The sequence below is a fragment of the Amphritea atlantica genome (assembly GCF_024347255.1).
In the GTDB taxonomy this organism is placed as follows: domain Bacteria; phylum Pseudomonadota; class Gammaproteobacteria; order Pseudomonadales; family Balneatricaceae; genus Amphritea; species Amphritea atlantica.
Window position 1 is genome coordinate 1,231,403 of sequence record NZ_AP025284.1, and the last position, 23,548, is coordinate 1,254,950.

Here is a 23,548-nt window from a genome sequence, read left to right on the forward strand (position 1 = left end):
TTGGCCAGGATGGGGGCTTTGTCAAAGTGCTGGCGGTGAAGCTGATCGTTCTGTGTTGATATGTCTGGTGTTCAGTCGTTGTTGCCCCGTTGCCGCTCTAGTTTCTGTTTTTCATCCAGTTTGATATAGATTGCCAATGCCCCGAATGTACCGATAGCGACCAGAATCGCAATAATAAACGGGCTCGAGTTTTCATTGCCTACGGCACGGGTATACATGGCAGAGATCAGCATGCCTCCGACAAAACAGAGCGCGCTCATAATGATGTTGTTAACAATCGTTGCAGGTTTACGGTCAGGTGCGCGGCGTATCATGATAACCAGGGTTATCAGCAATGAACCCAGAACAATAAAAGAGGGGAGAAGCGAGGTCATAATGATTCCTTACATAAGAGATGGCTATTTGTACCACTGATCAGGGTCTGAAAAAACCCTTGTGATCATTTCATCGGCGATAACCCAGGCCAGCCACTTAATTTTCTTGTATTATAGGGCGCAATTTTCGTTAGCTTTCAGTAAAAAGATAATCCGATGACCAAGCAGACCGTTCTGACCGGTATTACGACCACCGGTACCCCACATATTGGTAACTACCTGGGCGCCATTCAGCCCGCGATTGAAGCCAGCCTGAACAGTAACTATAACAGTTACTTCTTTCTGGCTGATTTTCACGCTCTGATTAAATGTCACGATCCTGACCGGGTGGCCCGTTCCACCCGTGAGATTGCGGCAACCTGGCTGGCGCTGGGGCTGGATACCGATAAGGCGACCTTCTACCGGCAGACCGATATTCCAGAGATTACTGAGCTGACCTGGATCCTTACCTGCATGACCTCTAAAGGTCTGATGAACCGCTCCCATGCGTATAAGGCCTCTGTCGATGCTAACCGTGAAGCGGGCCGTCAGGACGACGATGATGTCACCATGGGACTGTTCAGCTATCCGATTCTGATGGCGGCGGATATTCTGATGTTTAATGCGGACATTATCCCCGTGGGTAAGGATCAGATTCAGCATATTGAGATGGCGCGTGATATCGCCGGTCGTTTCAATCACACCTACGGCACACTGTTTAATCTGCCGGAAGCCCAGGTGGATGAGCAGACCCAACTGATTCCGGGCCTGGATGGCCGCAAGATGTCGAAGAGCTACGATAATACTATCCCGTTGTTCAGCCCTTCCGATGAGCTGTATAAGCTGATCAAACAGATTAAAACCGATGCCCGGGAACCGGGTGAGCCGAAAGATGCGGATAGCAGTACCATTTTCCAGCTGTACGCAAACTTTGCTACCGCTGCTGAGCAGGAACAGATGCGCGCGAAGTTTGATAATGGTATTGGCTGGGGTGATGCGAAGAAAGAGCTGTTTGAGTTTCTTGACAGCTATCTGAGTAAGCCCCGCGAAGAGTATAACCGGCTGATGAATGACCTCGGATTTGTTGAACAACAGCTGCTCAAAGGTGCTGAAAAAGCCCGTAGCCATGCGGCGCCATTCCTCGAGGATATCCGTGTCGCGGTGGGCATTCGTCCTCTGACCTGGCAGGGAGGGGATTCCACGGCGGCTGCAGAGAAAAAAGAGAAAGAGCAGTCTGCCGAACAGCTTGCCCGGGCGGAAGAGGGACGTCGCCGGGCGATCCTGATGCAACTCAAGCCGTTGCTGGATCGGGTCAACAGTGCTGACGACAGTGCGGCGGAGGCGAAACGACTGATTGCCGAGAAAGCGGCTGAAGTTGAGACGCTGAAGAAAAAGGCGAAGCAGAAAGCGCAGAATGAGCTGGACCTGCTGCGCGAAGAACTGGCCGCGTTGCTGGTCTAACTACCCTTGCTGGTTTAAGTATGACAACTGTTGTCAGGGGGAGGTCTGCCCCCTGGCGATAGTGCTCCTGAATGATACGGACTCTGGAGAGATACAAATGTATACCACTCTGATCTCAGTTACACAGCTGGATACTCTGCTTCAGGCAGAGCCTGCGGCAGTGGTTGTGCTCGACTGCCGTTTCTATCTGACGGCACCGGAAAAGGGTGAAGCGGTCTACCTTGAGGGGCATATTACAGGCGCGGGTTACCTGAATCTGGATACTGAGCTTTCATCTCCTGTCACGCCCGCCAGTGGTCGGCACCCACTGCCCGATTTTGCAACACTCTGTGCAGTGCTGCGTAAGCGTGGCGTGAATAGTGGCACTCAGGTTGTGGTCTATGACGATTGCAATGGCGCGATGGCATCCCGCGCCTGGTGGCTGTTGCGCGTGCTGGGGCACAAGCAGGTCGCTGTGCTGGATGGAGGCTATCCCGCCTGGCTTGCCGCGGGTCTGCCCGTCAGCGATCAGTTGCCTTTACCATCAGCGGGTGACTTCAGTGGTCAGCCTGATCTTTCGATGATCCTGCCCTTGCAACAGGTTGCCCGCTATCCTGAAGAGGGCGCACTTGTCGACGCCCGTACCCCTGAGCGCTTTCGCGGCGAACAGGAACCGATCGATCCGGTTGCAGGACATATTCCCGGGGCGATTAACCGCCCACTACAGCTGAACCTTACAAGCGATGGTCTGTTTAAATCTGCCGATCAGTTACATCAGGAATGGCTGAGTTTTCTGCAAGGCTGCCCCTCGCAACAGGTGGTTCACTACTGTGGCTCAGGGGTGACCGCCTGTCACAATCAACTGGCGATGGAACATGCCGGGCTCCACGGCTCGAAGGTCTATCCGGGCTCCTGGAGCGAGTGGATTCGTGACCCTCAGCGACCGGTGGCAACCGGTCAATAGTTGCGCTGAGGAGAGTCTTATGGATCACCAGAGTGCGCGTAATTACCTGCTCAGTCGCCCTGAAGCCTGGGAAGATTTTCCTTTTTACCCCCATATCGCTGTTATGAAGGTGCGCACTAAGATGTTCGCGACACTGTCCGTCGAAGACGGTGTCGCGCGGATGAATCTTAAATGTGATCCTGCAGAGGCGCAGATGCTGCGGGATATATTCACAGCTGTGCTGCCTGGCTATCATATGAATAAACGCCACTGGAACACGGTTATACTGGATGGGAGTATCCCTGCCGGAGAGCTGCAGAGGATGATCGATCGTTCCTATGGTCTGGTGGTGAAAGGGATGACCCGGAAAGAGCGACTGCCGCTGGAACTGAAATATGGTTGTGAAACTTTATACCGTTAACTTCTGATCAGCCCGGCTTTGTCAGGAAATCCTGAAAACGAGTTTAATCTGCTGGTCATAAGCGGTAAGCTCTGTATCAGTTGAGATAGCTGTTATTAGCACTGAATATTCACGATATGGAGTTCGTTATGACCCGTTTTCAGTCAGGGGTTATTGCCGAAGCTAACGCTGATGCCCTGTTTATTACCCTGAATATCAACCGCTCACCCGAGTCAGCAGACTGCCTGCGTCAGGTACTCGCTGAGGTGCCTGCGACCGAACAGGGTTTCAGACAACGCTACCCTGATGCGGATATGCACATCACCGTTGCCATTGGCAGTGAATACTGGGATCAGCTGAGTCCGCAACAACGGCCTGCGCAGTTAAGGGCATTTCCGGCCCTGAGCAATGACGGGATCAGCATGCCCCATACACCGGTTGATCTGTTGCTGCATATCCGCTCTGAACGACACGATCTTAATTATGAAGTGGCTGCGTTATTCTCTGAAAAACTCACCGGCCATGCTGAACTGGCTGAAGAGGTTCACTGTTTTCGTTATCTCGACAGCCGGGATCTGACCGGTTTTGTCGATGGTACAGAAAACCCCGAAGGGGATCATCGGGCAGAGGTTGCACTGGTCGGGGAGGAGGATTCTGTTTTTGCTGGTGGCAGTTATATACACCTGCAGCGCTATGAACATGATCTGAAAGCCTGGAATCAGATCCCGCTGCAGCAACAGGAAGATATTCTCGGCCGGACCAAAGCGGATAACCGCGAATATGCCAGCGCTGATAAAGCCGCTTTTGCTCATACTAAACGGGCATCACTGAAAGGCTCTGAAGGGCGCTCAATTGAGATATTGCGCCACAGTATGCCCTACGGCAATCTGACGCGCAGAGGGCTGATGTTTGCTGCATACTGCCGCTCGGCTGAGCCCTTTACCAAGATTCTGGAAAGTATGGTGCTGGGTGATGGTTCGGGTCATCACGATCATCTGATGAACTTCACCACAGCGGTGACCGGGCAGGCCTTTTTTGCACCCTCTTCAGCGTGGCTGGAAAAGCTGATCTGATAACTTTTTGTGTAACGGGATCGACTGCAAAGTGTCACCGGTTTGTCAAACTGGCTCAATAGACTAAACTTAAGGAATTGGAAAATTCTGGAGATACGAGCTGCAGTCCAGATTTCGTAGTCTGCGGAGACAGGCACGTGAACGGACTGTAAAAGAAGCAGAGTGCTAATATAAGAAAGCGGAGCCGACTATGCAAAATGAGGCGATAAAAAGAACGATTGCAGTACTGGGAGTAGATGGCGAAAACTTTGAAGTGGATGGTCATTTTAGTGGGGACGAGCGTAAAGCGCGTTGGTACACTGTTAAGAAACTGAGCAATGGCAAAGTTTTTGTTGATCATCTTCCTAAGTTCCCCAGTCACGAAGAGATTCGGAGAATGGTTTCCTGAAGACTTAGGTTTTACTGTGAAGATCGGTTTTACTGAACAGATAGAGTTTCACGGTAAGGACAAGGTTTGACGGAGCAGCTAAGAATTTCGAATCAGATAGACGTTTACGGAACAGTGAGTGATTTCCGTTAAAAAAACCGGGCCAGGCCCGGTTTTTTGTTGTCGATAGAGCGAGTTACTGAACTAACTCATTATCGCTGAACATCCCTTCAAATAGCGGCGTGGAGAGATAGCGTTCGCCGGAGTCGGGGAGAATGACAATGATCATCTTACCTTCATTTCCCGGCTGATCGGCAACCTTCATCGCGGCGCTCAGCGCTGCGCCACAGGAGATACCTGCCAGGATACCCTCTTTCTGCATAAGCTGGCGAGCCATCTCGATAGCATCCTCATTGGAAACCTGCTCAACCTGATCGACGATAGACATATCCAGGTTTTTAGGCACAAAACCTGCCCCGATCCCCTGGATTTTGTGCGGCGAGGGTTTAATCTCTTCATGATTAATCGTCTGGGTGATCACCGGAGACGCGGTCGGTTCAACGGCAACCGTAGTGATCGCTTTGCCCTGTTGCTGTTTAATATAGCGTGATATGCCGCTGATTGTTCCTCCGGTACCGACCCCGGCAACCAGAATGTCGATCTGACCATCGGTATCGTTCCAGATCTCCGGCCCGGTGGTTTTTTCATGAATCTCTGGATTTGCCGGGTTCTCAAACTGTTGCAGCATCAGGTGGCTTTGGGGATCGCTATTGACGATCTCCTGGGCTTTTTCGATGGCCCCTTTCATACCTTTGGCCGGTTCTGTCAGCACAATTTCAGCTCCCAGCGCTTTCATGAGCTTACGACGTTCAAGGCTCATAGAGGAGGGCATTGTCAGAGTCAGATTATAGCCCCGTGATGCGGCAACAAAAGCCAGCGCGACACCGGTATTGCCTGAAGTCGGTTCAACCAGCGTCATCCCGGGTTTCAGTGTGCCATTCTCTTCAGCGGCCCAGATCATGTTTGCCCCGATGCGGCATTTAACTGAGCCAGCAGGGTTGCGGCTTTCCAGTTTAGCGAAGATTTTCTTTCCAGGGGCGATTCTGTTCAGGTGAACCAGGGGAGTTTCACCGATGGTCAGTGAATTATCTTCAAATGTTTTCATAAAAGTACCTGTAACGACTTAAAAACGCGGCCGCAGAGGTGTTCGTGAAGACGCCTTCGACCGGACTAAAATATTTAACTTCTGCTTAAATATATTCTTTATAGCTATAAAAAATCATTTTTCTATAGCTAAACTGTAACTGATTTAAGCGCAATAATCGGTTTATAGCAAGTGATTGAGCCACACACTTTGTCAGGGAAAGAGTGGGCTGTCGATTCAGTATAAAACGGCCCAGGTCTGATCGACTCTTGTTATAAGAGAGTCGAGTAATAAGAGAGGCGAGTAATAAGAACTCTTTACGAAAAGTTCTCTGTGCAAGACGCTGTGTTTGAGTGAGACTGGTCTATGATAAAAATATGCTGGTAACGGCCAGTTTGCTAAGCTGGGATGTTAATCCTTAACTTTAATCAGTTTTAATATCAGACAGTTCTGATATTGTTGCGGCTCAGATTTTCTATTGGCTAAGGTGTTCTGATGCGTTTGTTTATGACATTGATCGCTCCACTGCTGGGCTGGATCGCTTTCCAGCTGTTTCATCTGCCCCTATTCAAGGGGTCGAAGGCTAAACATCGGTTTGTCATGAAACTGTTTCGGTATGCTGCTGACTATGGCAGCGTAAGGGCTCTCTCGGTGTATGGCCATCTGTTGCACTTTCGGGGCGAGGGGATGAACAACCGCATACAGGGGTTGATCTATCTGGAGCGGGCGGCTGATAAAGGTGATAGTAAAGCGGCTTACCAGATGGGAAAGATCTTTGAAGAGGGGTATCAGACCTATCCGGCAGACCCGCTTAAGGCAGTTAAGTATTATCGTCAGTCGGCTGAATCCGGGCATATTCTGGCTCTCAGGCGAATGGTCGATATCTGCAGTAAGGGAGAGTTGCAGCAGGAAAAATCCGGCATCGATGCAGCCTATTGGCTCGATCAGCTCGAAGCGGGGCACTATTAAGTAAGCATCTGCGTTAAAGGGCTGGTTTAATGCCTCCAACATCGTGATGAAAACAGCACCCCTGGAACTCCGTCGGGGTGCAGATTCCGTGCTTTATTAGTTTTTCTTCAGCAGACTTTTAAGTTCAGTTTTAAATTGCAGGTGGCTGGTGCTATCTGCCGGTAGACTGATGGTCCAGCGCAGCTGACTGGCGTTTACCCGGGTATAGGGGTGGCTGCTCTCGGTCACCTTCCAGTCCTGATGGAAGTTTGCGCTGATCTCTATCTCTTTTGGCTGATGACTGCTGTTGCTGAGCTTCAGGTCATAACCACTGAGAATGCTGTTGTCGTGTTTCTCAAACAGGGTTTGTTGCTGCCTGATGGTCAGATCAAATGCTTTGCCTATTGGCAGGTTGATGGTTTGCCCTTTGCTGCTGTTTGGGATAGCGGCGCTGCCAATAAAGTGTTTCAGCCCCTCTGTATCAGGACTGAACACTCTGGCGGTACCGGCTGGCAGAGGAAAGCCCAGTCCCTCTTTTTCCCCGTTGCGAAAGCTGATAGTAATATCCGGTTTCTGATCAAGGGTCTCTCGGTTTAGTGAGGGGTATACCTGAAACTGATAGTGATAGGTTTTGTTGGCAGTAACCTTATCGGCACTGATCAGGCTGACCTGCTTGGTTTGCCCATTTAGCAGGCTGGCCCGTTGAGGCAGTTTGTACAGTTGATAATCCTGAAATGCCTGTGGCGCACCGCTGTCTGCCATCGACTCGGCCATCAGCATGGCTGTTTTCTGGCGCAGCATCGGCGCAGGAGATTGATTGACCTGACCGGCCATTAACAGCACTTTGCTGTTTTGGAAGTCCACCCCGGTATTGTTGTTCAGGGTTGCCAGTCCATCGAGTTTAAGCTGATCGCCCTGGGTATTCAGCACCAGGGCATAATCCATCTGCCAGCTGAGTCCCGAGGTGAGGTAGGTCAGTACGGCATCACTGGCTTTGGGGGTGCCGGCTGAGCGGATCTCCAGGCTTGGACGGGCCTGCATCCCCTCCGGTATGGATGGAAAAATAAAGCGCCAGCCCTGCTGATTTACCGGTACGGTTTCGATCTGTCCCTGTTGTTCAATCAGTGCCTGGTTGCCGTCGGAACTCAATAACAATACATCCGCAACGGTTTCGTTGCCGGTGACGCTGTTAAAGCGTGCCAGTTGCACGGTCTTGCCGGTATAGGCGTTAAGCAGCGCATAAACGGAGATCAGATTATTGTTGAGATTCTGCTCAAGAATTTTTCCGGCATTCTCTACCTGCAGGGTCTGGCTCATTATCTGGTGGCTGACATCGCGGATATAGAGAGTCTGCCCCTGATTGATGGGGGGGAGGCTGCGGACATCTCTGACCAGTCCCAGGTTCTGATTGTAGAGGGTAATACTCAGATCCTTTTGTTTTTCAGCATCCACGGACAGTGGGGCAGCGTGCAGTGCTGTGCTGGCTAACACGCCTATCATCATTTTGGGTAATAGTGCGGGCAGGCGGGTGTTGGTCTGGTATTTAGGCATCACTCTTACTCGTTTGGTTTATCGGACAGGTCGAGTGCTATACGGAATCCCCAACTGTTCTTACTGCTATCTGGCAGGTGGCGGTAGCGGCTTGATGAGCGGATTACCCGGCCGATATCGAACCAGGAGCCGCCGCGCATTACACGGAATTCACAATCACCATCAATCATGGCAGAACCATCTTCGGGGGCTCCAAAATAGGAGTCCTGATAGCAGTCCTCAACCCATTCATCGACATTACCGTTCATATCATGAATGCCCCATGAATTTGGTGGAAAAGATGCCACTGGGGCGGTTTTCTTACCGTCCCATTTTGTGCCGCACTCACCACACACTGCGCGTTCCGCTTCAAGCTCGTCACCCCACCAGTAGTTGGTGTCGGTTCCTGCCCGGGCAACATACTCCCACTCTGCTTCAGTGGGCAGGCGGTAAGGCTGCCCCGTCAGTAATGCCAGCCACTGCACATAGGCTTTCGCATCTTTCCAACTGACATTGATCACCGGGCGATTGCCGCGTCCCCAGCCCTCATCGCTGGGTAGTGGCCGTCCCATGGAGCGGGCATAGTAGTCATAGTCGTTGAAGGTGACCTCGTTCCGCGACAGCGCAAAACGGTGGCTGATAGTCACCTGGTGGGCGGGTAGCTCGTTGTCATCACCGACCAGTTTCTGGTCGCCCATGATGAAGCTCCCCCGGGGAATAATGATCATCTGTGGGCCCTTGAATCCGTCGTCCAGCTGATCGGTGAACACGGTCAGCTTATCCGGGTCAGCAAACTTTACATCCATCAGCTCTTTATGCAGCGACTGGGCTTCATCGGCCTTGCTTTTTAGTTCATTACGCAGCGTTTCGGTTTCAAGGGCTCGATCCTGACGTTCCGTCCTGAGCGTTTGTTGCAGCGCTGCGATATCTTCCCGGGCGAGTTGCAGTTCTGTGCGGACCTGATCCAGAGCCATCTCAACCTTCCCGGTGTTGTCTAAACCGATGAAGAAGGCAACCGTAAAACCCAGTAGAAAACCAGAGATGAAAATCAGGACTGAGATCGCCCAGTCGGGTACATGGATGGGCCAGAATCTGCGTCGTTGTACTGAGTCATCCTGTAGCGGTTCAGGAATATCATCCTCAGGCTGAGGTTCCTTTTTATCGCCAGCTTCAATGATATTTTTGAATAACAGAGTGGCCTGGCGTGGCCGCTGCTCCGGATCAGTTGCAAAGGCTGATTGCAGAATTTCCCACTGCTCCGGGTTCAGTGAAGCTGGTTTTTTAAGCTCTTTGCGTACCCGGGTTGATTCATCATCAGTAGCCAGGAAGGGAGCTTTACCACTCAGTAGCTGGTAAACAATACAGGCGAATGCGTAGATATCGGCTTCGACGGTGACCGGATTAGGGTGGAACGACTCAGGCGCCTGATAAGCCAGATGGGAGGAGGGAATATTGCTCATCTCATCGGCTATAGTCATCGCTTCATCGAAGGCAAAGTTAGCCAGCTTTACTCCGCCCTGCTTGTTGATAAAGATTGATGCGGGGCAGATCCCTTTATGCGCTTGGCCTGCTCCGGCATGGGCGGTATCGATGGCCGTCGCCAGCTGCTGTAGCAGCCCTTTTTTCTGGTTATCCTTGAGCTTATTGGCCTGGCCGCTGCTGAGTAGTTTTTCCAGAGTCAGGCCGTCCATCAGCTCAATGGCAAAGAACAGCAGTATCCCTTTATGGCGGAACATTCCATAGTATTCCGCAAGGTGTGGGTGTTTAAACTTTTTGCTCAGAACGATATGTTTCTGGGCCGAATCGATAAACCCCTGATGCTTCAGCAGCGCTGGGTCAAAGATCTGCAGGGTAACAGGTACTGACCGGCTGGTGGACAGGTCCTCTGCGTACCAGAGCTGGCCAAAGCGGTTAGTCTGAAACTGGCTGGTGAGCCTGAACTGATGATGATCCGGGCCGATCACCTGGCCCGGTTCAAGTTTGTCGTAGATGAGGTCGCTTGGTGTAGCCATTCCTGTGCACCCTTAATCGATAATCCTGGCGATTCTGTATGATAATAGAGTATGACTAACAAAGAGTTAAGGTTAACAGCTGTCAAAACGACAGGTATCTTATCAGAAAGGTAACAGACAGGCTGTTGGCGGCCCCGAAAGGGCCGCCACACGAGGGTTATTCAGTGATCAGTGGGGGGAAGCTTTTTACCAGTTCATCCACAGCCTTCATCTGGGCCAGATAGGGTTCCAGCTTGTCCAGTGGCAGAGCGCAGGGGCCATCACATTTTGCCTGGGTAGGGTCTGGGTGCGCTTCAAGAAACAGCCCGGCAATGCCCTGAGCTAGTCCTGCTCTTGATAACTGGGCGACCAGTGCGCGACGACCATCGGCCGAGTCACTTCTGCCGCCAGGCATCTGCAGTGCGTGAGTTGCATCGAACATCACCGGGTAGCCCATCTCTTTCATGATGGAGAAGCCGAGCATATCCACAACCAGGTTGTTATAACCAAAGCTGCTGCCCCGCTCACACAGAATCAGATTGCTGTTGCCTGCCTCCTCACATTTTTTGAGGATATGTTTCATCTCCTGAGGGGCCAGGAACTGGGCTTTCTTAATATTGATTACCGCCCCCGTTTTGGCCATCGCCTGTACCAGATCGGTCTGGCGGGAGAGGAAGGCTGGCAGCTGAATAATATCGCAGACCTCTGCAACGGGTGCTGCCTGATAGGGTTCGTGCACATCGGTGATCAGAGGGACTTGAAACGTTTCTTTGATCTCCTGCAGAATTTTCAGGCCTTCATCCAGTCCGGGACCACGGAAAGAGGTCAGAGAGGAACGGTTGGCTTTATCGAAAGAGGCTTTAAAAACGTAGGGGATATTCAGTCGGCGGGTGACTTCAACATAATGTTCTGCGATCTGCATCGCCAGATCTCTGGATTCTAAAACATTCATGCCACCAAACAGCACCATTGGCATCTCATTTGAGATTGAGATCTCCCCGGCTTTAACCACTTTCTGTTGCATATTCACAAACCCTGTCAGTATTAATACGCGGGAGATTATACGTTAATCTGCCGGGCAATGGAGTATATTTATATTCAGGCGGTTGATTAATAACCATTGGAGGAGGTCGCAATGCCAGAGACGCAGGCCGGTGATCAGGCGGTTGAACAGTTGAATCATTTGTTGCATGACAGTAGAACGCTGCAGCTGGCGACTCAGGGCGAGAGCAGCCCTGAAGCAAGTTATTCACCGTTCGTTTTAAGTGACCGTCAGCTCTATATTTTTGTCAGTCAACTTGCCTCTCATACTGTTAACCTGATGCGCTCGCCGGCCGTTGGGGTCATGTTGATTGAGGATGAGGCGGTCAGTCGCAACCTGTTTGCCCGAAACCGGGTAAGCCTGCAATGTCAGGCCAGTGAGGTGGATCGTAATACCCCGGAGTATGATACGGTGATGGAACTATACCGCGAAAGACATGGACCGACGGTGGAGTTGTTGAGCACCCTTCCGGATTTCATACTGTTTCGACTGACCCCAGGACAGGGGCGCCTGGTGCTGGGATTTGGGAAGGCATTCAGTATACTGATGCCGGGCTTTCAGCTACAGCCGGTTACTGCCGACACGCTACAGCGCTGAGCTCTTTTAAGGGCGGTTTTGATTACAGAACACTGATATAAACGTTTTTATATCAGCCCTCTATCATGTATACAACCACCGTTTTCACCAGAAAAGCAGCCAGACCCAGACCCAGTGCAAAGAACAGAACGGCCGTGCCAAACTTGCCTGCATTTGATTTTTTGGCCAGATCGTAGATGATAAAAAACACATAGGCGGCGAAGACGGTAATGCCCACATTCAGAGAGATCGCTTCAATTTCAGCCAGACGCACCAGGTAATCCTTATCTTAATAAACCTAAAGGGACTCGGATTGTACAGATTCTGGGCGCCGATGTGCAATCGGAACGGGCGTGGCGGAGCATTTTTTGCTGGATGTTTTCGGTATAAGCTTATGCCTCAGGTTGGTGAAGGCGTCAGGTTAACGCTCCACTGCATCCGGTTATCGATCTCCTGCTTTAGTGTCAGCAGACTGAGTTGGTCACTGCAGTGGACCCCCAGTACCTGGTTGTCAGCCAGCATCACCAGATAGTAGCCCTCTGTCCCGGTACGCAGGGTAAAGCTTTCGATGGAGCCACAATCATCTATCCGACGACGCACCGCAGGAAGGTCGGCAGTAAACGTCAGCAGTTGCTGTAGCTGATGATGTTTAAGAGAGGAGTATTCAGGTTGGTTGTCGACGTTCAATAGCGCTGCGCCGGTCACCGGGCCAATCGATTCAATCTCAGTGATCAGTGCGGGAGTGAATAACGGATAATCATGTGTCGTTGCAAACAGGTCTTCGAGGCTTATTTCTTCTTCTGTCTGCGACACACCATAATCACATGCGTTGGCATGCCCGGGCAATTCCGGTTGCAGGATCTGATCAATCAATAACTGGATGTCTTCAGCCCGGCGGGCATCGATAAAAAACAGTGGGGCCTTTATCTCCAGTTCGGTGAGCCATGCAGCATAATCAGCCCGGGTTGGTGTGGGGACCAGGTCGCTTCCGGTGACGCCGATAACCAGGCGGGTATGAGGATTGTAAATAGTGAAGTTATGCAGGTAGAACTCGAGATCTTTACGGGGGTGGTTGCGGGCATTATCCAGCAGCATAATGTGGCCACTACAGTCCTGGGCGAGCTCGGTTGAGACCATTTCCCACATAAACCGGAACCGCTCCTGTCCCGGGGTACCGTAAAGATGGATCCGTTGGCCGTCGTTTTCTAACAGCGCATAATCCATCGCTACGGTGGTTCTGCTTTTGCGCCTCAGGCCGGTATCCGAGATACGGGCTTCGGTGGTGGCGCTGTTATTGTTAGTGATTGTCGCGATAGCGGTTGTTTTGCCAGCGCCTACCGGACCAAAGAAGACAATTTTGGGATCTTTCATCGCTATAAATGGCCCGTTGTAAGCGGGCGCTTTGCCTCTTTTCTCTACTGATTCTTTCTACTATCTCTCTACTGTAGGGAACGCATGCCCGCTGTCGGTCTCAACAGATCCTTCTGGCCCTGTCAGCCAACAGGGTATGAGAGTATAAGGTACCGCTTTTATAAGCAAAGGTTTCAGGTTTTTTTGTACAGAGCGAGGGTCGCCAGCAGTGTGCCTATAACGGCAACGGCTGAAGTCACCAACAGTGCTTCTGCCATGGTAATACCGAACATCAGTTCTGGGGTCCAGCCGCACAGTTCCCAGGGTTCAAAAATAGCGGGTAGCCAGCGGTCCAGTGCAAACCAGTCAGGCAGGCCTGTGCCCATCGTGCAGCTGCCTTCAATCAGGTTGCGCTCAATGGCAAAGGTCATCCAGGAGCGCTCGGTTAAACCCACCGCAGCCACCACCGTCAACAGGCTGATCAGAATACTCAGGGGCCGGCTGTTGTGGCACAGTAGCCCAAGAATCCCCAGCAGGATAAATGCCAGCACCCAGATGCGTACGTGGATACAGAGTACGCAGGGACCATAGTTGAGGACATACTGATAATAAAGTGCTACGCCTTCCATAGCCATGCCGACCACTATCATGGCCAGCCAGTACCATGGGCTGCGGAAAAAACAGTTGAGAGTGTTGAGCATTGCCAGTCCTGTATGCAAAAGATGAAATGTTGCAGGTCAGATTCGTGATGCCAGCGGAAGTTCCGTCAGCGCTTTAATATATCCTCAATAATGGGATGTATCGATACTGCCAGTTGTTGATGTTGTTCCAGATCGAGGTGGATACCGTCTACTTTGCTGGCGCTGATTACACTGCCAGTGTCAAAAAAATCGCACTGAGTGTCAGCGGCGATTTTTTTCAAAGCCTGGTTGAATCCTGACCACTTGGTTTCAGCTCCTCTGAATTTTGCAGCAATGGCCCCTTTAGGCTGGATAATAGGGGGTGGGCAAAGCAGTAAGATCGGGGGGATCGGCATGCCCGGTTCTACGGGGGCTTGTCGAATCGTCTGTACCAGTGTGGCAACTCCCTGAGCGGCTTCCGCTGCGGTAAACGTATGCGGGCTCTGAAAATCATTATTGCCCAGCATAATGATGATCAGTTCCAGAGGGGTGTTTATCTCGATACGTTGTTGCAAGCCTGTGGCGGCGTTACGCCCCGGTTTGAAAGGATCATCCAGTACCGTTCTGCGACCATTGAGGCAGTCCTCGATCACCCGTATCGATGCCCCCGTCTTATTGATCAGCTGTTCCAGCCGGCCGGGCCAGCGCTGGTGAAATTCAAACCGTTGGCGTGTATCGGGGATAATGCCCCAGCTTAGCGAGTCTCCATAAACCAGAATCTGTTTCATAGGGCCTCCTTTTAACGTTTATTCCTGAAAATGGATCTGACTGTTAAAGGCGATAATAACCCGGTCTTGCTGACCAAAATAGGGCATCGCTGCATGCTTGAGATAGGAGGGGAAAATAACCACCTGCCCCTCAACGGCGGCAAAATCCCAACTGCCAGTGCCGTTGAGATAGGCGGTGCCTGCATCCAGATACTGGTCCGCGCCGTGGCGTGGATCGTAGAAGCGGTTTATGCCATTACGACTCTGGATGTCGCACTCCCCGGCGTCAACATAGTAGATGCCGCACCAGGAGCAGTTCGGATGCGCATGGGTGTCATGATAACCCCCGTTTTCGGTGACATGAAACCAGGATTCGACGATATCTGCCCTCGCCTGGGCGCCTTCAGGCCAGAACGGTTCATTGACGGCACTGGCAACAGTAACCAGCATCTCCTCAATAAACTCCCGCAGCTCTGAAATAACCGGATCGGGGTGCTGCAGCAGATCCAGCGTACTTTCATAAAGTGCGTGTTTAGCTGTTGGCGCGACGTCACTCTCTATGGCCTGTTGCTGATTATCCCGCAGGCTGTAAATCAGTTTCAGAAGGGGAGCCCGGATAGTGCTGTGCAGCGGATTTTGCACAGTAAACATCTGGGTTTCCCAGACGTTGATATCTTCAATGAGGATCTCTGCTTGATGCATGAACGGGTTCTTTTTTCAGGTCTTGTTGCACGTCTTATTTAGGCGCGTTGAGTATATTCAGCAGGGCGTGAGCCTGATCTGCTGCTTCGTGTCCAAGGGGCGTCAGATAGCCGCCGTCAATCTGTGTAATGAGTTTCTTATCAAACAGACGCTGAGTTGCGTTAACCAGTTCCGCTGCCGCTACATCCTGATGTACTTTGAGTCCCTGATGATCACTGCTCTGGCTGAAACGAATCAGCATATTGATCTCTTCCTGGATATCGTTTGTCAAAGGCATATTGTTATTCTCCAACTGCTATTCAGATATTTCCCACACATTGGCACAGGAGAACGACAAGGTACAGAGGCGGAAGTGAATAAATGTGCGGGTTATTGATTTAGGGTGGACTTTATCGAAGTCAGATGTCTGGGAGTCACAAAGAACGAGGCTTGTCTTGTGTCAGCGCGAGTGCTGGTTAGTCGGTTGGAACGTTAGCTTTTTCGAGCAACTCGTAAGCGACTAGGTCGCGTCTGGCGAGCCGCGTTCTTTGCTGCGGTCTGAACGAAGCGTTCGGATGGATTACGGCTGCGCAAAGAACGCGCAAGGTTTGTCTCCGTTCGCAGGCTCACTTCGACTCGAACCACGTCGGTGGTTCTCACCCACCCCCTGTTCATAAATCTCAGATACAAAAAAGCCCCGTGGATAAACGAGGCTGTTTTGTTTTGCATTCGATGGTGGTGGGGGGTGGATTATTCCCCTTCGGGCCGTTGTGCAAAGAGCACACAACGTTGTCTTCGTTCGCAGGCTCACTGCGACTCGAACCATGTCGGTGGTTCTCACCCACCCCCTGTTTATAAATTTCAGACACAAAAAAGCCCCGTGGTTAAACGAGGCTGTTTTGTTTTGAATTCGATGGTGGTGGGGGGGATTATTCCCCTTCGGGCCGTTGCGAAAAAGCACGCAACGTTGTCTCCGTTCGCAGGCTCACTTCGACTCGAACCACGTCGGTGGTTCTCACCCACCCCCTGTTCATAAATCTCAGATACAAAAAAGCCCCGTGGATAAACGAGGCTTTTTTGTTTTGCATTCGATGGTGGTGGGGGGTGGATTATTCCCCTTCGGGCCGTTGCGAAAAAGCACGCAACGTTGTCTTCGTTCGCAGGCTCACTTCGGCTCGAACCACCTTCGGTGGCTCGAACGCACTGCACTGACGAGCAATTAAAACAAAAACGCCCCGCGAAAAAGCTGCGAGGCGTTTTTGTTTTAATTCGATGGTGGTGGGGGGGGATTATTCCCCTTCGGGCCGTTGCGAAAAAGCACGCAACGTTGTCTTCGTTCGCAGGCTCACTTCGGCTCGAACCATGTCGGTGGTTCTCACCCACCCCCTGTTCATAAATCTCAGATACAAAAAAGCCCCGTGGATAAACGAGGCTGTTTTGTTTTGCATTCGATGGTGGTGGGGGGTGGATTCGAACCACCGAAGCTCGCGCGTCAGATTTACAGTCTGATCCCTTTGGCCACTCGGGAACCCCACCACAGGGAGCGCGTATACTATTGATTTGTTGCGTCACTGTAAAGCGTAATGACAGATCTTTTTTCACAGTGTGGGAGGTCTTTTTGACAATTATCAAAACTTATTGCGATTTCATTTTTAATTAAAATTTTTCTTATTTTTGAGTAATATTGTGAAGCGCTGATGGCACGGGCGTCTGGCCCATTTTTAACGTTTGACTACACTCATAAAAGGCAAATTTCAAGTATTGTAATTAAGTTGTTTATAACTATATTTAGTGCCTAATGTTCGGGTGCGCACAACATGTAGTGTGCCAGATGAAGGCTCAGCACCTGTTTCTGGCAGGCCAGAGTGAACATCAGGGAATCCGGGGCGCGTCAGGTGAGGTGGCTCCGCTCCCGCCGTTGAAAAGGTTCGGTTAAGAAACCTTCGTAAATCTGATTTATTTCAACTTGGGAAAGCGAAATGCAGGACATATTGGTAACGAAACGGGATGGTCGTCAGGAAAAACTGGACCTTGAAAAAATTCACCGAGTCGTTATCTGGGCTGCGCATGGCCTTCAGAATGTCTCAGTCTCACAGGTAGAGCTGAAAGCCCATATTCAGTTTTACGATGGTATAAAAACCGCCGATATTCATGAAACCCTGATCAAGTCTGCTGCCGATCTTATCTCTGAAGATGCTCCGGATTATCAGTATCTGGCTGCCCGTCTGGCGATCTTCCACCTGCGGAAGCGGGCTTTCGATAGCTTTGAACCGCCACACCTTCTGACCCATGTGGCAAAGATGGTCGATGCTGGTCGTTATGATAAGCACCTGATAGAAGATTACTCGGAAGAGGAGTTTAATCAGCTGAATGAATATCTCGACCATAGCCGGGACATGAACTTCAGCTATGTTGCCGTCAAGCAGCTTGAGGGTAAGTATCTGGTACAGAACCGGGTAACCCATGAGATCTATGAGAGCCCGCAGATCCTTTATATGCTGGTGGCGGCCTGTCTGTTTGCTAACTACCCGAAAGAGACCCGCCTCGAGTACGTCAAGCGTTTTTATGATGCCTGTTCAATGTTTAAACTGTCGCTGCCAACGCCGATTATGGCGGGTGTCCGTACCCCGACCCGACAGTTCAGTTCCTGTGTTCTGATCGAATCAGGTGATTCGCTTGACTCTATCAATGCAACAGCCAGCGCGATTGTAAAATATGTCAGCCAGCGCGCGGGTATTGGTATCAACGCCGGACGTATCCGAGCACTGGGCAGTCCTATCCGGGGTGGTGAAGCGTTCCATACCGGTTGTATTCCGTTCTATAAGTATTTCCAGACCGCCGTAAAATCCTGTTCTCAGGGTGGTGTTCGTGGTGGTGCTGCAACACTGTTCTATCCTTTGTGGCATCTGGAAGTGGAATCTCTGCTGGTATTAAAGAATAACCGCGGGGTAGAAGAGAACCGCGTACGCCATCTGGATTATGGGGTACAGCTGAATAAGCTGATGTACACCCGTCTGATTAAGGGAGGCGATATCACCCTGTTCAGTCCCCATGAGGTGCCGGGCTTGTACGATGCCTTCTTTGCCGATCAGGATGAGTTTGAACGCCTCTATGTTCAGTATGAGCAGGATCCCTCCATCCGTAAGAAAACCATCAAAGCGGTCGAACTGTTTGGTATTCTGGCGTCTGAGCGGGCCTCTACCGGACGTATCTATATTCAGAACGTCGATCACTGCAATACTCATAGTCCGTTTGATGCGAAGGTGGCACCGGTTAAGCAGTCTAACCTCTGCCTGGAGATTGCGCTGCCAACCAAACCGCTCAATGATGTTAACGATCCTGAAGGTGAGATCGCCCTTTGTACTCTGTCGGCGTTCAATCTGGGGGCACTGGAAAATCTGGATGAGCTGGAGAATCTGGCAGATCTGATTGTACGGGCGCTGGATAGTTTGCTGGATTATCAGGATTACCCGATTGAAGCAGCGCGTACCGCTTCAATGAATCGGCGTACGCTGGGTGTGGGTGTCACCAACTTTGCCTACTATCTGGCGAAAAATGGCGTCCGTTACTCTGATGGCTCCGCTAACGGCCTGGTACACAAAACCTTTGAAGCGATTCAGTATTACCTGCTTAAAGCGTCCAATCAGCTGGCGAAAGAGCAGGGCCCCTGTAAGTTGTTTAGTGAAACCAATTACGCCAAAGGGATTCTGCCAACCGATACCTACAAGCGTGAAGTGGATGAGTTCTGTGATGAGCCGCTGCACTATTTCTGGGAAACACTGCGTGAAGATATCCGCGAGTTTGGTTTGCGTAACAGCACACTGACAGCGCTGATGCCATGTGAAACCTCCTCTCAGATCACTAACTCAACCAATGGTATTGAGCCTCCACGGGGCTATGTCAGCGTCAAAGCGAGCAAAGATGGCGTTATGAAGCAGGTGGTACCGGAGTATGCTGAGCTGAAAGATGATTACGAGCTGCTCTGGCAGATCCCTACCAATGAGGGGTATCTGCAATTGGTGGGCATTATGCAGAAGTTTGTCGATCAGTCTATCTCAGCTAACACTAACTATGACCCCACAAAATTCCCGGGTGATAAGGTGCCGATGAAACAGCTCCTTAAAGACCTGCTGACCGCATACAAGTATGGCGTTAAAACCCTCTATTATCATAACACCCGCGATGGAGCCACCGACCAGCATGAAGATATGAGTGGTTGTGAGAGTGGTGCCTGTAAGCTCTGAGCGCTTGCAGCACTGACTGTATAATGGATTTCAGGCCGTTGGCACAATGCCATCGGCTACCCGTTTTGACCTCCCTGTAAGCAGGGTAAGAGTATTAATGCAATATGCTATATTCAACGTTTGATCCGACTTTCAACGATGCCACCAAAGAGCCGATGTTTTTCGGCCACAACGTCAACGTTGCCCGTTATGATAAGCAAAAATACCCCATTCTTGAGAAGCTGATTGAAAAGCAGTTGTCATTCTTCTGGCGTCCGGAAGAGGTGGATCTGTCGACCGACCGTAAAGACTTTATGGCGATGCCAGAGCATGAGAAGCATATCTTTCTCAGCAACCTTAAGTATCAGACACTGCTGGATTCGGTGCAGGGGCGTTCACCCAATATCGCATTTCTGCCGATTGTTTCGCTACCCGAGCTGGAAACCTGGCTGGAAACCTGGTCTTTCAGTGAGACGATTCACAGCCGCTCTTACACCCATATTATCCGTAATATACTGACTGAACCCTCCGAAGTGTTTGACGCGATCGTCACCAATGAGGAGATCGTCAAGCGGGCTCGAAGCGTCACCCGTCTGTACGATGAGCTGATTGAGTTAACCAACATCTACATGATTCAGGGGCCTGGTGAGCATACCATTGGCGGGGAAACATACGATGTCAGTATGCATAACCTGAAAACCAAGCTCTATCTGACTCTGGTATCGGTCAATGTGTTGGAGGCGATCCGTTTCTATGTCAGCTTTGCCTGTTCATTCGCCTTTGCCGAACGGGCAATCATGGAGGGCAATGCCAAGATTATTAAGCTGATCGCCCGGGATGAGGCGCTGCACCTTACTGGTACACAGTTTATGCTCAATATGCTGGCTTCTGGAGCTGATGATCCGGATTTCAAGCAGATTGCCAGAGAATGCCAACCTCAGGTTTATGAAATTTTCCGTGAAGCAGCCGAGCAGGAAAAAGAGTGGGCCAGTTATCTGTTCAAAGATGGTTCGATGATCGGTCTGAATGCGCGCATCCTGTCAGATTACGTCGAATATATTACTAATGTGCGGATGAAAGCGCTTAACCTGGAAGAGATCTTTCCTGCCAAACAGAACCCGCTACCATGGATGAATGCATGGCTGGTCAGCGATAACGTTCAGGTTGCACCGCAGGAAGCAGAGATCAGCTCGTATCTGGTAGGAGCAATTGATAATGAAATGGGTGAAGACGACTTCGACGGTTTCGACCTCTAAGGAACGGGTCATGTCTGGTATACCAAGAATTAAGGTCAACAACTACAGTACCTTCTATTATCAGTATGAGTATTCACTGCTGGATGCCTTGGAGGCACAGGATATTCCTGCGCCCTATAACTGTCGGGGTGGCTACTGCGGTTGCTGCCGGGTGCGCTTGATTGATGGGGATGTGGAAGAGGTTCAGGATGCTCTCTATGATACCGTTGGCGATGAGATTCTGGCCTGTTGTACCAAGCCGGTATCCCATGTCGAGATCGAGATTCCAGACGAGTAAGGCTCTGGAGCCGATCCACTAAGCTCGCTGGTCTGAGTTATTTTTCCACCCTGCCGGGCGCTGCCCGGTAAGTCATTGTCAAGCTTTTTCAAAAAGTTCTTAACAGCTTAAAAAACAGTCATCTGTACTGTGGATTGTGCGTTGCACAAGTTTGATAATAAAACAGTTGTTTTTCTATAACTTATTGAAAATAAAAAGAGTTATTCCTGTTTGGTGTTTTTATAAGCAATTAGCTGAAGGCCCCATACTATCGCTTTTACAGCCACTTACTAAAAAGTAACCCACCGAGTTATCCACAGAAACTGTGTATTACAATACGCAGACTGAATTGTATGCCATAGACCTGCGTTAGCGGGGATTAAACTCTCTTCTGAACTCAACGCCAAACTCAGATAGAATAGGCATTCCTAATGACCGGACAGGGCTTCAGGCTCAGCATTGATGAACAGAAAGAAGAAGATAAACAGTATATTGAAAAAGCGTGCAAAAAAAGCCAACGCAAAACTTCATGTAGCGACAAAGCCCCGTTATATCTCTAAGGATGAACGTGCCAGAATAGCCTTGCAGGAGGCAGAACAATGACCGCAGGGCAGAAGAATAATCCGTTGCATGGTATCACCCTGCAGCAGATTGTGACTGACCTGGAAGCTGAATATGGTTGGCAGGAGCTGGGACAGCGAATTAATATCCGCTGTTTCCAGAGTGATCCCAGTATTAAATCCAGCCTGAAGTTTTTACGTAAAACCCCCTGGGCGAGAGAGAAAGTGGAGCAGCTGTGGATACAGTTGCAAACCCGCAAGACGATCTGGACGCGACCCGAATAAGAATACTTGTGCCAAGCTGTTCTTATTGGAACTCTACGATAATCTATTCTGATCCATCGACTCTATTCTGTTTGGATGCGGTTTAGCGATAACTTCGATGGAACCGTTCTACACCGGCTTTAACCAGACGCCTGAATTACCCTGCCATCTGATGAATGTTCATGGCGATGTTTGTTATGCATTGATCACTGTTTTTAACCCCTGCTGATTACCTGAGATATTTACCGCGTAAACGCAATTTATACGATAGATACCTGTGGTGTTGCCTCTATTTCAGTGTCAGCAAAATGATACAAAAAAATGTGTTAGTAACTACTTTCAATACAGGTCGCTAAGTGACAGCTTTAATCAGATTGCAATATTTAATTCACAGCAAGCTGAACAAATGCTGCGGGCCATTTGAAAAATACTTAAAAGTATTGATAAATACCTATTGAATTACATAAGTTATTGAAATTAATAGGGTAATATTTTTGTGTCGTTTATGTGAACGATTTGTTTCGGGGCCAATAACCACGGGTGTTTTAGCCAACTACCCCAATAATACTCACAGTTTTATCCACAGAATCTGTGTACAACTCAGACGGTTGATAACCGTGTTTCAGTCTGTCAGATACGCTTTGAGTGACGCCGAAAAATGACAGTTATATGAAATGAAACAGGTTAGTTGACTTGCGATGACGCCGGTCAATTTCTACACTCCTAAAACCTATTAAAGTTCACACGTTACCGATGAACCTGGCTTGTCTGCAATAGATGTCGGAGGGGCTATGCAAGTGACCAATGAAGATACACCTGGAGCTGTTCGCTGGATCAATGAGCAGTTTGATTGCAATGGCCGGTTTCCGGCACGTTGTGCTCTGCATGAAACCACCAACTACGGTATAACACTTCAGCATGTGAAGGCCTACAAGGAGTGGAGTAAAACACCCTCTACCTGCGATGCTGTTAACGGCTGGGTGCATGACTGGCTCAGTGCTGATGAAATCGCTCAGTTGCGGGGATGCTGTGGAAAGTCAGGCTCAGGGGGTATCCTCCGATCAGGGAGAAGACAGCAAAACGGCTGAAAACAGATAAAGTCAGCCCCAACTGTTAGTCAAGCTTCTCTTTATATTCACACAGGTCTTCTATCAGGCAGGAGCCACAGCGTGGCTTCCGGGCAACACAGGTGTAACGGCCGTGGAGAATAAGCCAGTGATGGGCGTCGATCAGAAACTCTTTAGGGACAAAACGCATCAGCTTTTTTTCGACCTCAAGAACTGTTTTTCCCGGTGCTATTCTGGTGCGGTTGGAGACCCTGAAGATGTGGGTATCCACCGCCATTGCGGGCTGACCAAAGGCGGTGTTCAGCACAACGTTAGCAGTCTTTCGACCTACACCTGGCAGTGCTTCCAGGGCCTCGCGGTTGTCGGGTACCTGGGAGTTGTGTTGCTCCATCAGAATTTTACAGGCCTTGATAATATTCTCAGCTTTAGCGTTATACAGGCCGATAGTCTTTATATACGCCTTTAAGCCATCCACCCCCAGCGCGTAGATCGCTTCCGGAGTGTTGGCGACCGGGAACAGCTTACGGGTTGCTTTATTGACGCCGACATCGGTTGCCTGTGCAGAGAGTGTTACTGCAACCAAAAGCTCAAATGGATTGCTGTATTCCAACTCTGTGACCGGGTTGGGGTTGGCTTCCCGCAGGCGGGAGAAAATTTCGTGGCGTTTTGCAGCGTTCATAAATTCCGGCAGACTGGC

General features: G+C 50.3%; 25 protein-coding genes, 1 tRNA gene and 3 other RNA genes. 13 read left to right on the plus strand and 16 right to left on the minus strand.

Annotated elements, in window-relative coordinates; all coding sequences use genetic code 11:
* Positions 1 to 71 precede the first annotated feature (71 nt).
* Positions 72 to 374, minus strand: coding sequence for a hypothetical protein (locus OCU43_RS05530; protein ID WP_091360818.1), 303 nt, complete (start codon positions 372 to 374; stop codon positions 72 to 74).
* A 156-nt stretch (positions 375 to 530) separates the two neighbouring features.
* Here OCU43_RS05530 and OCU43_RS05535 point away from each other — a divergent pair, with 156 nt between their 5' ends.
* The 5 genes from OCU43_RS05535 (at position 531) to OCU43_RS05555 (ending at position 4,597) form a co-directional block, all read left to right on the plus strand.
* Positions 531 to 1,814 carry a tryptophan--tRNA ligase gene (locus OCU43_RS05535; RefSeq protein ID WP_091360816.1) on the plus strand — a complete coding sequence of 428 codons (1,284 nt, stop codon included), beginning with the start codon at positions 531 to 533 and terminating at the stop codon, positions 1,812 to 1,814.
* Positions 1,815 to 1,911: 97 nt separating this feature from the next.
* Entirely contained in the window at positions 1,912 to 2,757 is an 846-nt protein-coding gene (locus OCU43_RS05540; RefSeq protein WP_091360814.1) for a sulfurtransferase, read from the plus strand.
* 19 nt (positions 2,758 to 2,776) lie between these two features.
* Complete coding sequence (locus OCU43_RS05545) at positions 2,777 to 3,157, plus strand: MmcQ/YjbR family DNA-binding protein (RefSeq protein ID WP_091360812.1); 381 nt, start codon at positions 2,777 to 2,779, stop codon at positions 3,155 to 3,157.
* Positions 3,158 to 3,285: 128 nt separating this feature from the next.
* On the plus strand, positions 3,286 to 4,209 hold the full coding sequence (locus OCU43_RS05550; protein WP_217647466.1) for a Dyp-type peroxidase: 924 nt from the start codon (positions 3,286 to 3,288) through the stop codon (positions 4,207 to 4,209).
* A gap of 190 nt (positions 4,210 to 4,399) precedes the next feature.
* Entirely contained in the window at positions 4,400 to 4,597 is a 198-nt protein-coding gene (locus OCU43_RS05555) for a hypothetical protein (RefSeq protein ID WP_091360809.1), read from the plus strand.
* A 175-nt stretch (positions 4,598 to 4,772) separates the two neighbouring features.
* On the opposite strand, the gene cysK is transcribed toward OCU43_RS05555, so the two are convergent.
* The gene (gene cysK, locus OCU43_RS05560) at positions 4,773 to 5,741 is read right to left on the minus strand and encodes a cysteine synthase A (protein ID WP_091360808.1); all 969 of its coding nucleotides are present in this window, start codon (positions 5,739 to 5,741) and stop codon (positions 4,773 to 4,775) included.
* Positions 5,742 to 6,215: 474 nt separating this feature from the next.
* On the opposite strand from cysK, the gene OCU43_RS05565 reads away from it, so the two are divergent.
* Positions 6,216 to 6,689, plus strand: coding sequence for a tetratricopeptide repeat protein (locus tag OCU43_RS05565; protein ID WP_091360806.1), 474 nt, complete (start codon positions 6,216 to 6,218; stop codon positions 6,687 to 6,689).
* 96 nt (positions 6,690 to 6,785) lie between these two features.
* Here OCU43_RS05565 and OCU43_RS05570 read toward each other — a convergent pair whose 3' ends face one another.
* From OCU43_RS05570 to kdsA, 3 genes are all read right to left on the minus strand, one after another.
* Positions 6,786 to 8,219: a DUF4139 domain-containing protein gene (locus tag OCU43_RS05570; protein ID WP_091360804.1), complete on the minus strand. Its 1,434-nt coding sequence runs from the start codon at positions 8,217 to 8,219 to the stop codon at positions 6,786 to 6,788.
* Positions 8,220 to 8,224: 5 nt separating this feature from the next.
* On the minus strand, positions 8,225 to 10,210 hold the full coding sequence (locus OCU43_RS05575; RefSeq protein WP_091360802.1) for an SUMF1/EgtB/PvdO family nonheme iron enzyme: 1,986 nt from the start codon (positions 10,208 to 10,210) through the stop codon (positions 8,225 to 8,227).
* Between the two features lie 157 nt (positions 10,211 to 10,367).
* Positions 10,368 to 11,213 (minus strand): 3-deoxy-8-phosphooctulonate synthase, encoded by an 846-nt coding sequence (gene kdsA / locus OCU43_RS05580; RefSeq protein ID WP_091360800.1) that lies wholly within the window; start codon positions 11,211 to 11,213, stop codon positions 10,368 to 10,370.
* A 111-nt stretch (positions 11,214 to 11,324) separates the two neighbouring features.
* Here kdsA and OCU43_RS05585 point away from each other — a divergent pair, with 111 nt between their 5' ends.
* Positions 11,325 to 11,828: a HugZ family pyridoxamine 5'-phosphate oxidase gene (locus OCU43_RS05585; RefSeq protein WP_091360799.1), complete on the plus strand. Its 504-nt coding sequence runs from the start codon at positions 11,325 to 11,327 to the stop codon at positions 11,826 to 11,828.
* A gap of 52 nt (positions 11,829 to 11,880) precedes the next feature.
* Here OCU43_RS05585 and OCU43_RS05590 read toward each other — a convergent pair whose 3' ends face one another.
* From OCU43_RS05590 to OCU43_RS05635, 10 genes are all read right to left on the minus strand, one after another.
* On the minus strand, positions 11,881 to 12,081 hold the full coding sequence (locus OCU43_RS05590; protein WP_091360797.1) for a DUF2788 domain-containing protein: 201 nt from the start codon (positions 12,079 to 12,081) through the stop codon (positions 11,881 to 11,883).
* 125 nt (positions 12,082 to 12,206) lie between these two features.
* Positions 12,207 to 13,178 (minus strand): GTP-binding protein, encoded by a 972-nt coding sequence (locus tag OCU43_RS05595; RefSeq protein ID WP_217647465.1) that lies wholly within the window; start codon positions 13,176 to 13,178, stop codon positions 12,207 to 12,209.
* Between the two features lie 173 nt (positions 13,179 to 13,351).
* A complete protein-coding gene (locus tag OCU43_RS05600) occupies positions 13,352 to 13,858 on the minus strand; it encodes a disulfide bond formation protein B (protein WP_091360796.1) in 507 nt (168 codons plus the stop codon).
* Between the two features lie 65 nt (positions 13,859 to 13,923).
* Positions 13,924 to 14,565 (minus strand): SGNH/GDSL hydrolase family protein, encoded by a 642-nt coding sequence (locus OCU43_RS05605; protein WP_091360794.1) that lies wholly within the window; start codon positions 14,563 to 14,565, stop codon positions 13,924 to 13,926.
* An 18-nt stretch (positions 14,566 to 14,583) separates the two neighbouring features.
* Complete coding sequence (locus tag OCU43_RS05610) at positions 14,584 to 15,246, minus strand: TIGR02466 family protein (RefSeq protein ID WP_091360793.1); 663 nt, start codon at positions 15,244 to 15,246, stop codon at positions 14,584 to 14,586.
* A gap of 34 nt (positions 15,247 to 15,280) precedes the next feature.
* Positions 15,281 to 15,523 carry a TIGR02647 family protein gene (locus tag OCU43_RS05615; protein WP_091360791.1) on the minus strand — a complete coding sequence of 81 codons (243 nt, stop codon included), beginning with the start codon at positions 15,521 to 15,523 and terminating at the stop codon, positions 15,281 to 15,283.
* A gap of 435 nt (positions 15,524 to 15,958) precedes the next feature.
* Positions 15,959 to 16,087, minus strand: a non-coding RNA gene (locus tag OCU43_RS05620) — RtT sRNA.
* Positions 16,088 to 16,139: 52 nt separating this feature from the next.
* Positions 16,140 to 16,265: non-coding RNA, RtT sRNA (locus OCU43_RS05625), on the minus strand.
* 233 nt (positions 16,266 to 16,498) lie between these two features.
* Positions 16,499 to 16,625, minus strand: a non-coding RNA gene (locus OCU43_RS05630) — RtT sRNA.
* 52 nt (positions 16,626 to 16,677) lie between these two features.
* Positions 16,678 to 16,761: transfer RNA gene (locus OCU43_RS05635), tRNA-Tyr, on the minus strand.
* A 443-nt stretch (positions 16,762 to 17,204) separates the two neighbouring features.
* On the opposite strand from OCU43_RS05635, the gene nrdA reads away from it, so the two are divergent.
* The 6 genes from nrdA (at position 17,205) to OCU43_RS05665 (ending at position 22,872) form a co-directional block, all read left to right on the plus strand.
* Positions 17,205 to 19,469, plus strand: a complete 2,265-nt coding sequence (nrdA, locus tag OCU43_RS05640) for a class 1a ribonucleoside-diphosphate reductase subunit alpha (protein WP_091360790.1) — start codon at positions 17,205 to 17,207, stop codon at positions 19,467 to 19,469.
* Between the two features lie 104 nt (positions 19,470 to 19,573).
* On the plus strand, positions 19,574 to 20,704 hold the full coding sequence (nrdB, locus tag OCU43_RS05645; RefSeq protein WP_091360788.1) for a class Ia ribonucleoside-diphosphate reductase subunit beta: 1,131 nt from the start codon (positions 19,574 to 19,576) through the stop codon (positions 20,702 to 20,704).
* A gap of 10 nt (positions 20,705 to 20,714) precedes the next feature.
* Positions 20,715 to 20,981 (plus strand): 2Fe-2S iron-sulfur cluster-binding protein, encoded by a 267-nt coding sequence (locus tag OCU43_RS05650; protein WP_091360786.1) that lies wholly within the window; start codon positions 20,715 to 20,717, stop codon positions 20,979 to 20,981.
* A 441-nt stretch (positions 20,982 to 21,422) separates the two neighbouring features.
* Complete coding sequence (locus OCU43_RS05655) at positions 21,423 to 21,563, plus strand: DUF2986 domain-containing protein (protein WP_091360784.1); 141 nt, start codon at positions 21,423 to 21,425, stop codon at positions 21,561 to 21,563.
* On the plus strand, positions 21,560 to 21,805 hold the full coding sequence (locus tag OCU43_RS05660; protein ID WP_091360782.1) for a VF530 family protein: 246 nt from the start codon (positions 21,560 to 21,562) through the stop codon (positions 21,803 to 21,805). Before OCU43_RS05655 ends, OCU43_RS05660 begins: the two co-directional genes overlap by 4 nt.
* 770 nt (positions 21,806 to 22,575) lie before the next feature.
* Positions 22,576 to 22,872, plus strand: a complete 297-nt coding sequence (locus tag OCU43_RS05665) for a hypothetical protein (RefSeq protein ID WP_091360781.1) — start codon at positions 22,576 to 22,578, stop codon at positions 22,870 to 22,872.
* 25 nt (positions 22,873 to 22,897) lie between these two features.
* Here the strand turns inward: OCU43_RS05665 and nth are convergent, their stop codons facing one another.
* Positions 22,898 to 23,530: an endonuclease III gene (gene nth, locus OCU43_RS05670; RefSeq protein WP_091360779.1), complete on the minus strand. Its 633-nt coding sequence runs from the start codon at positions 23,528 to 23,530 to the stop codon at positions 22,898 to 22,900.
* Between the last annotated feature and the right edge of the window lie 18 nt (positions 23,531 to 23,548).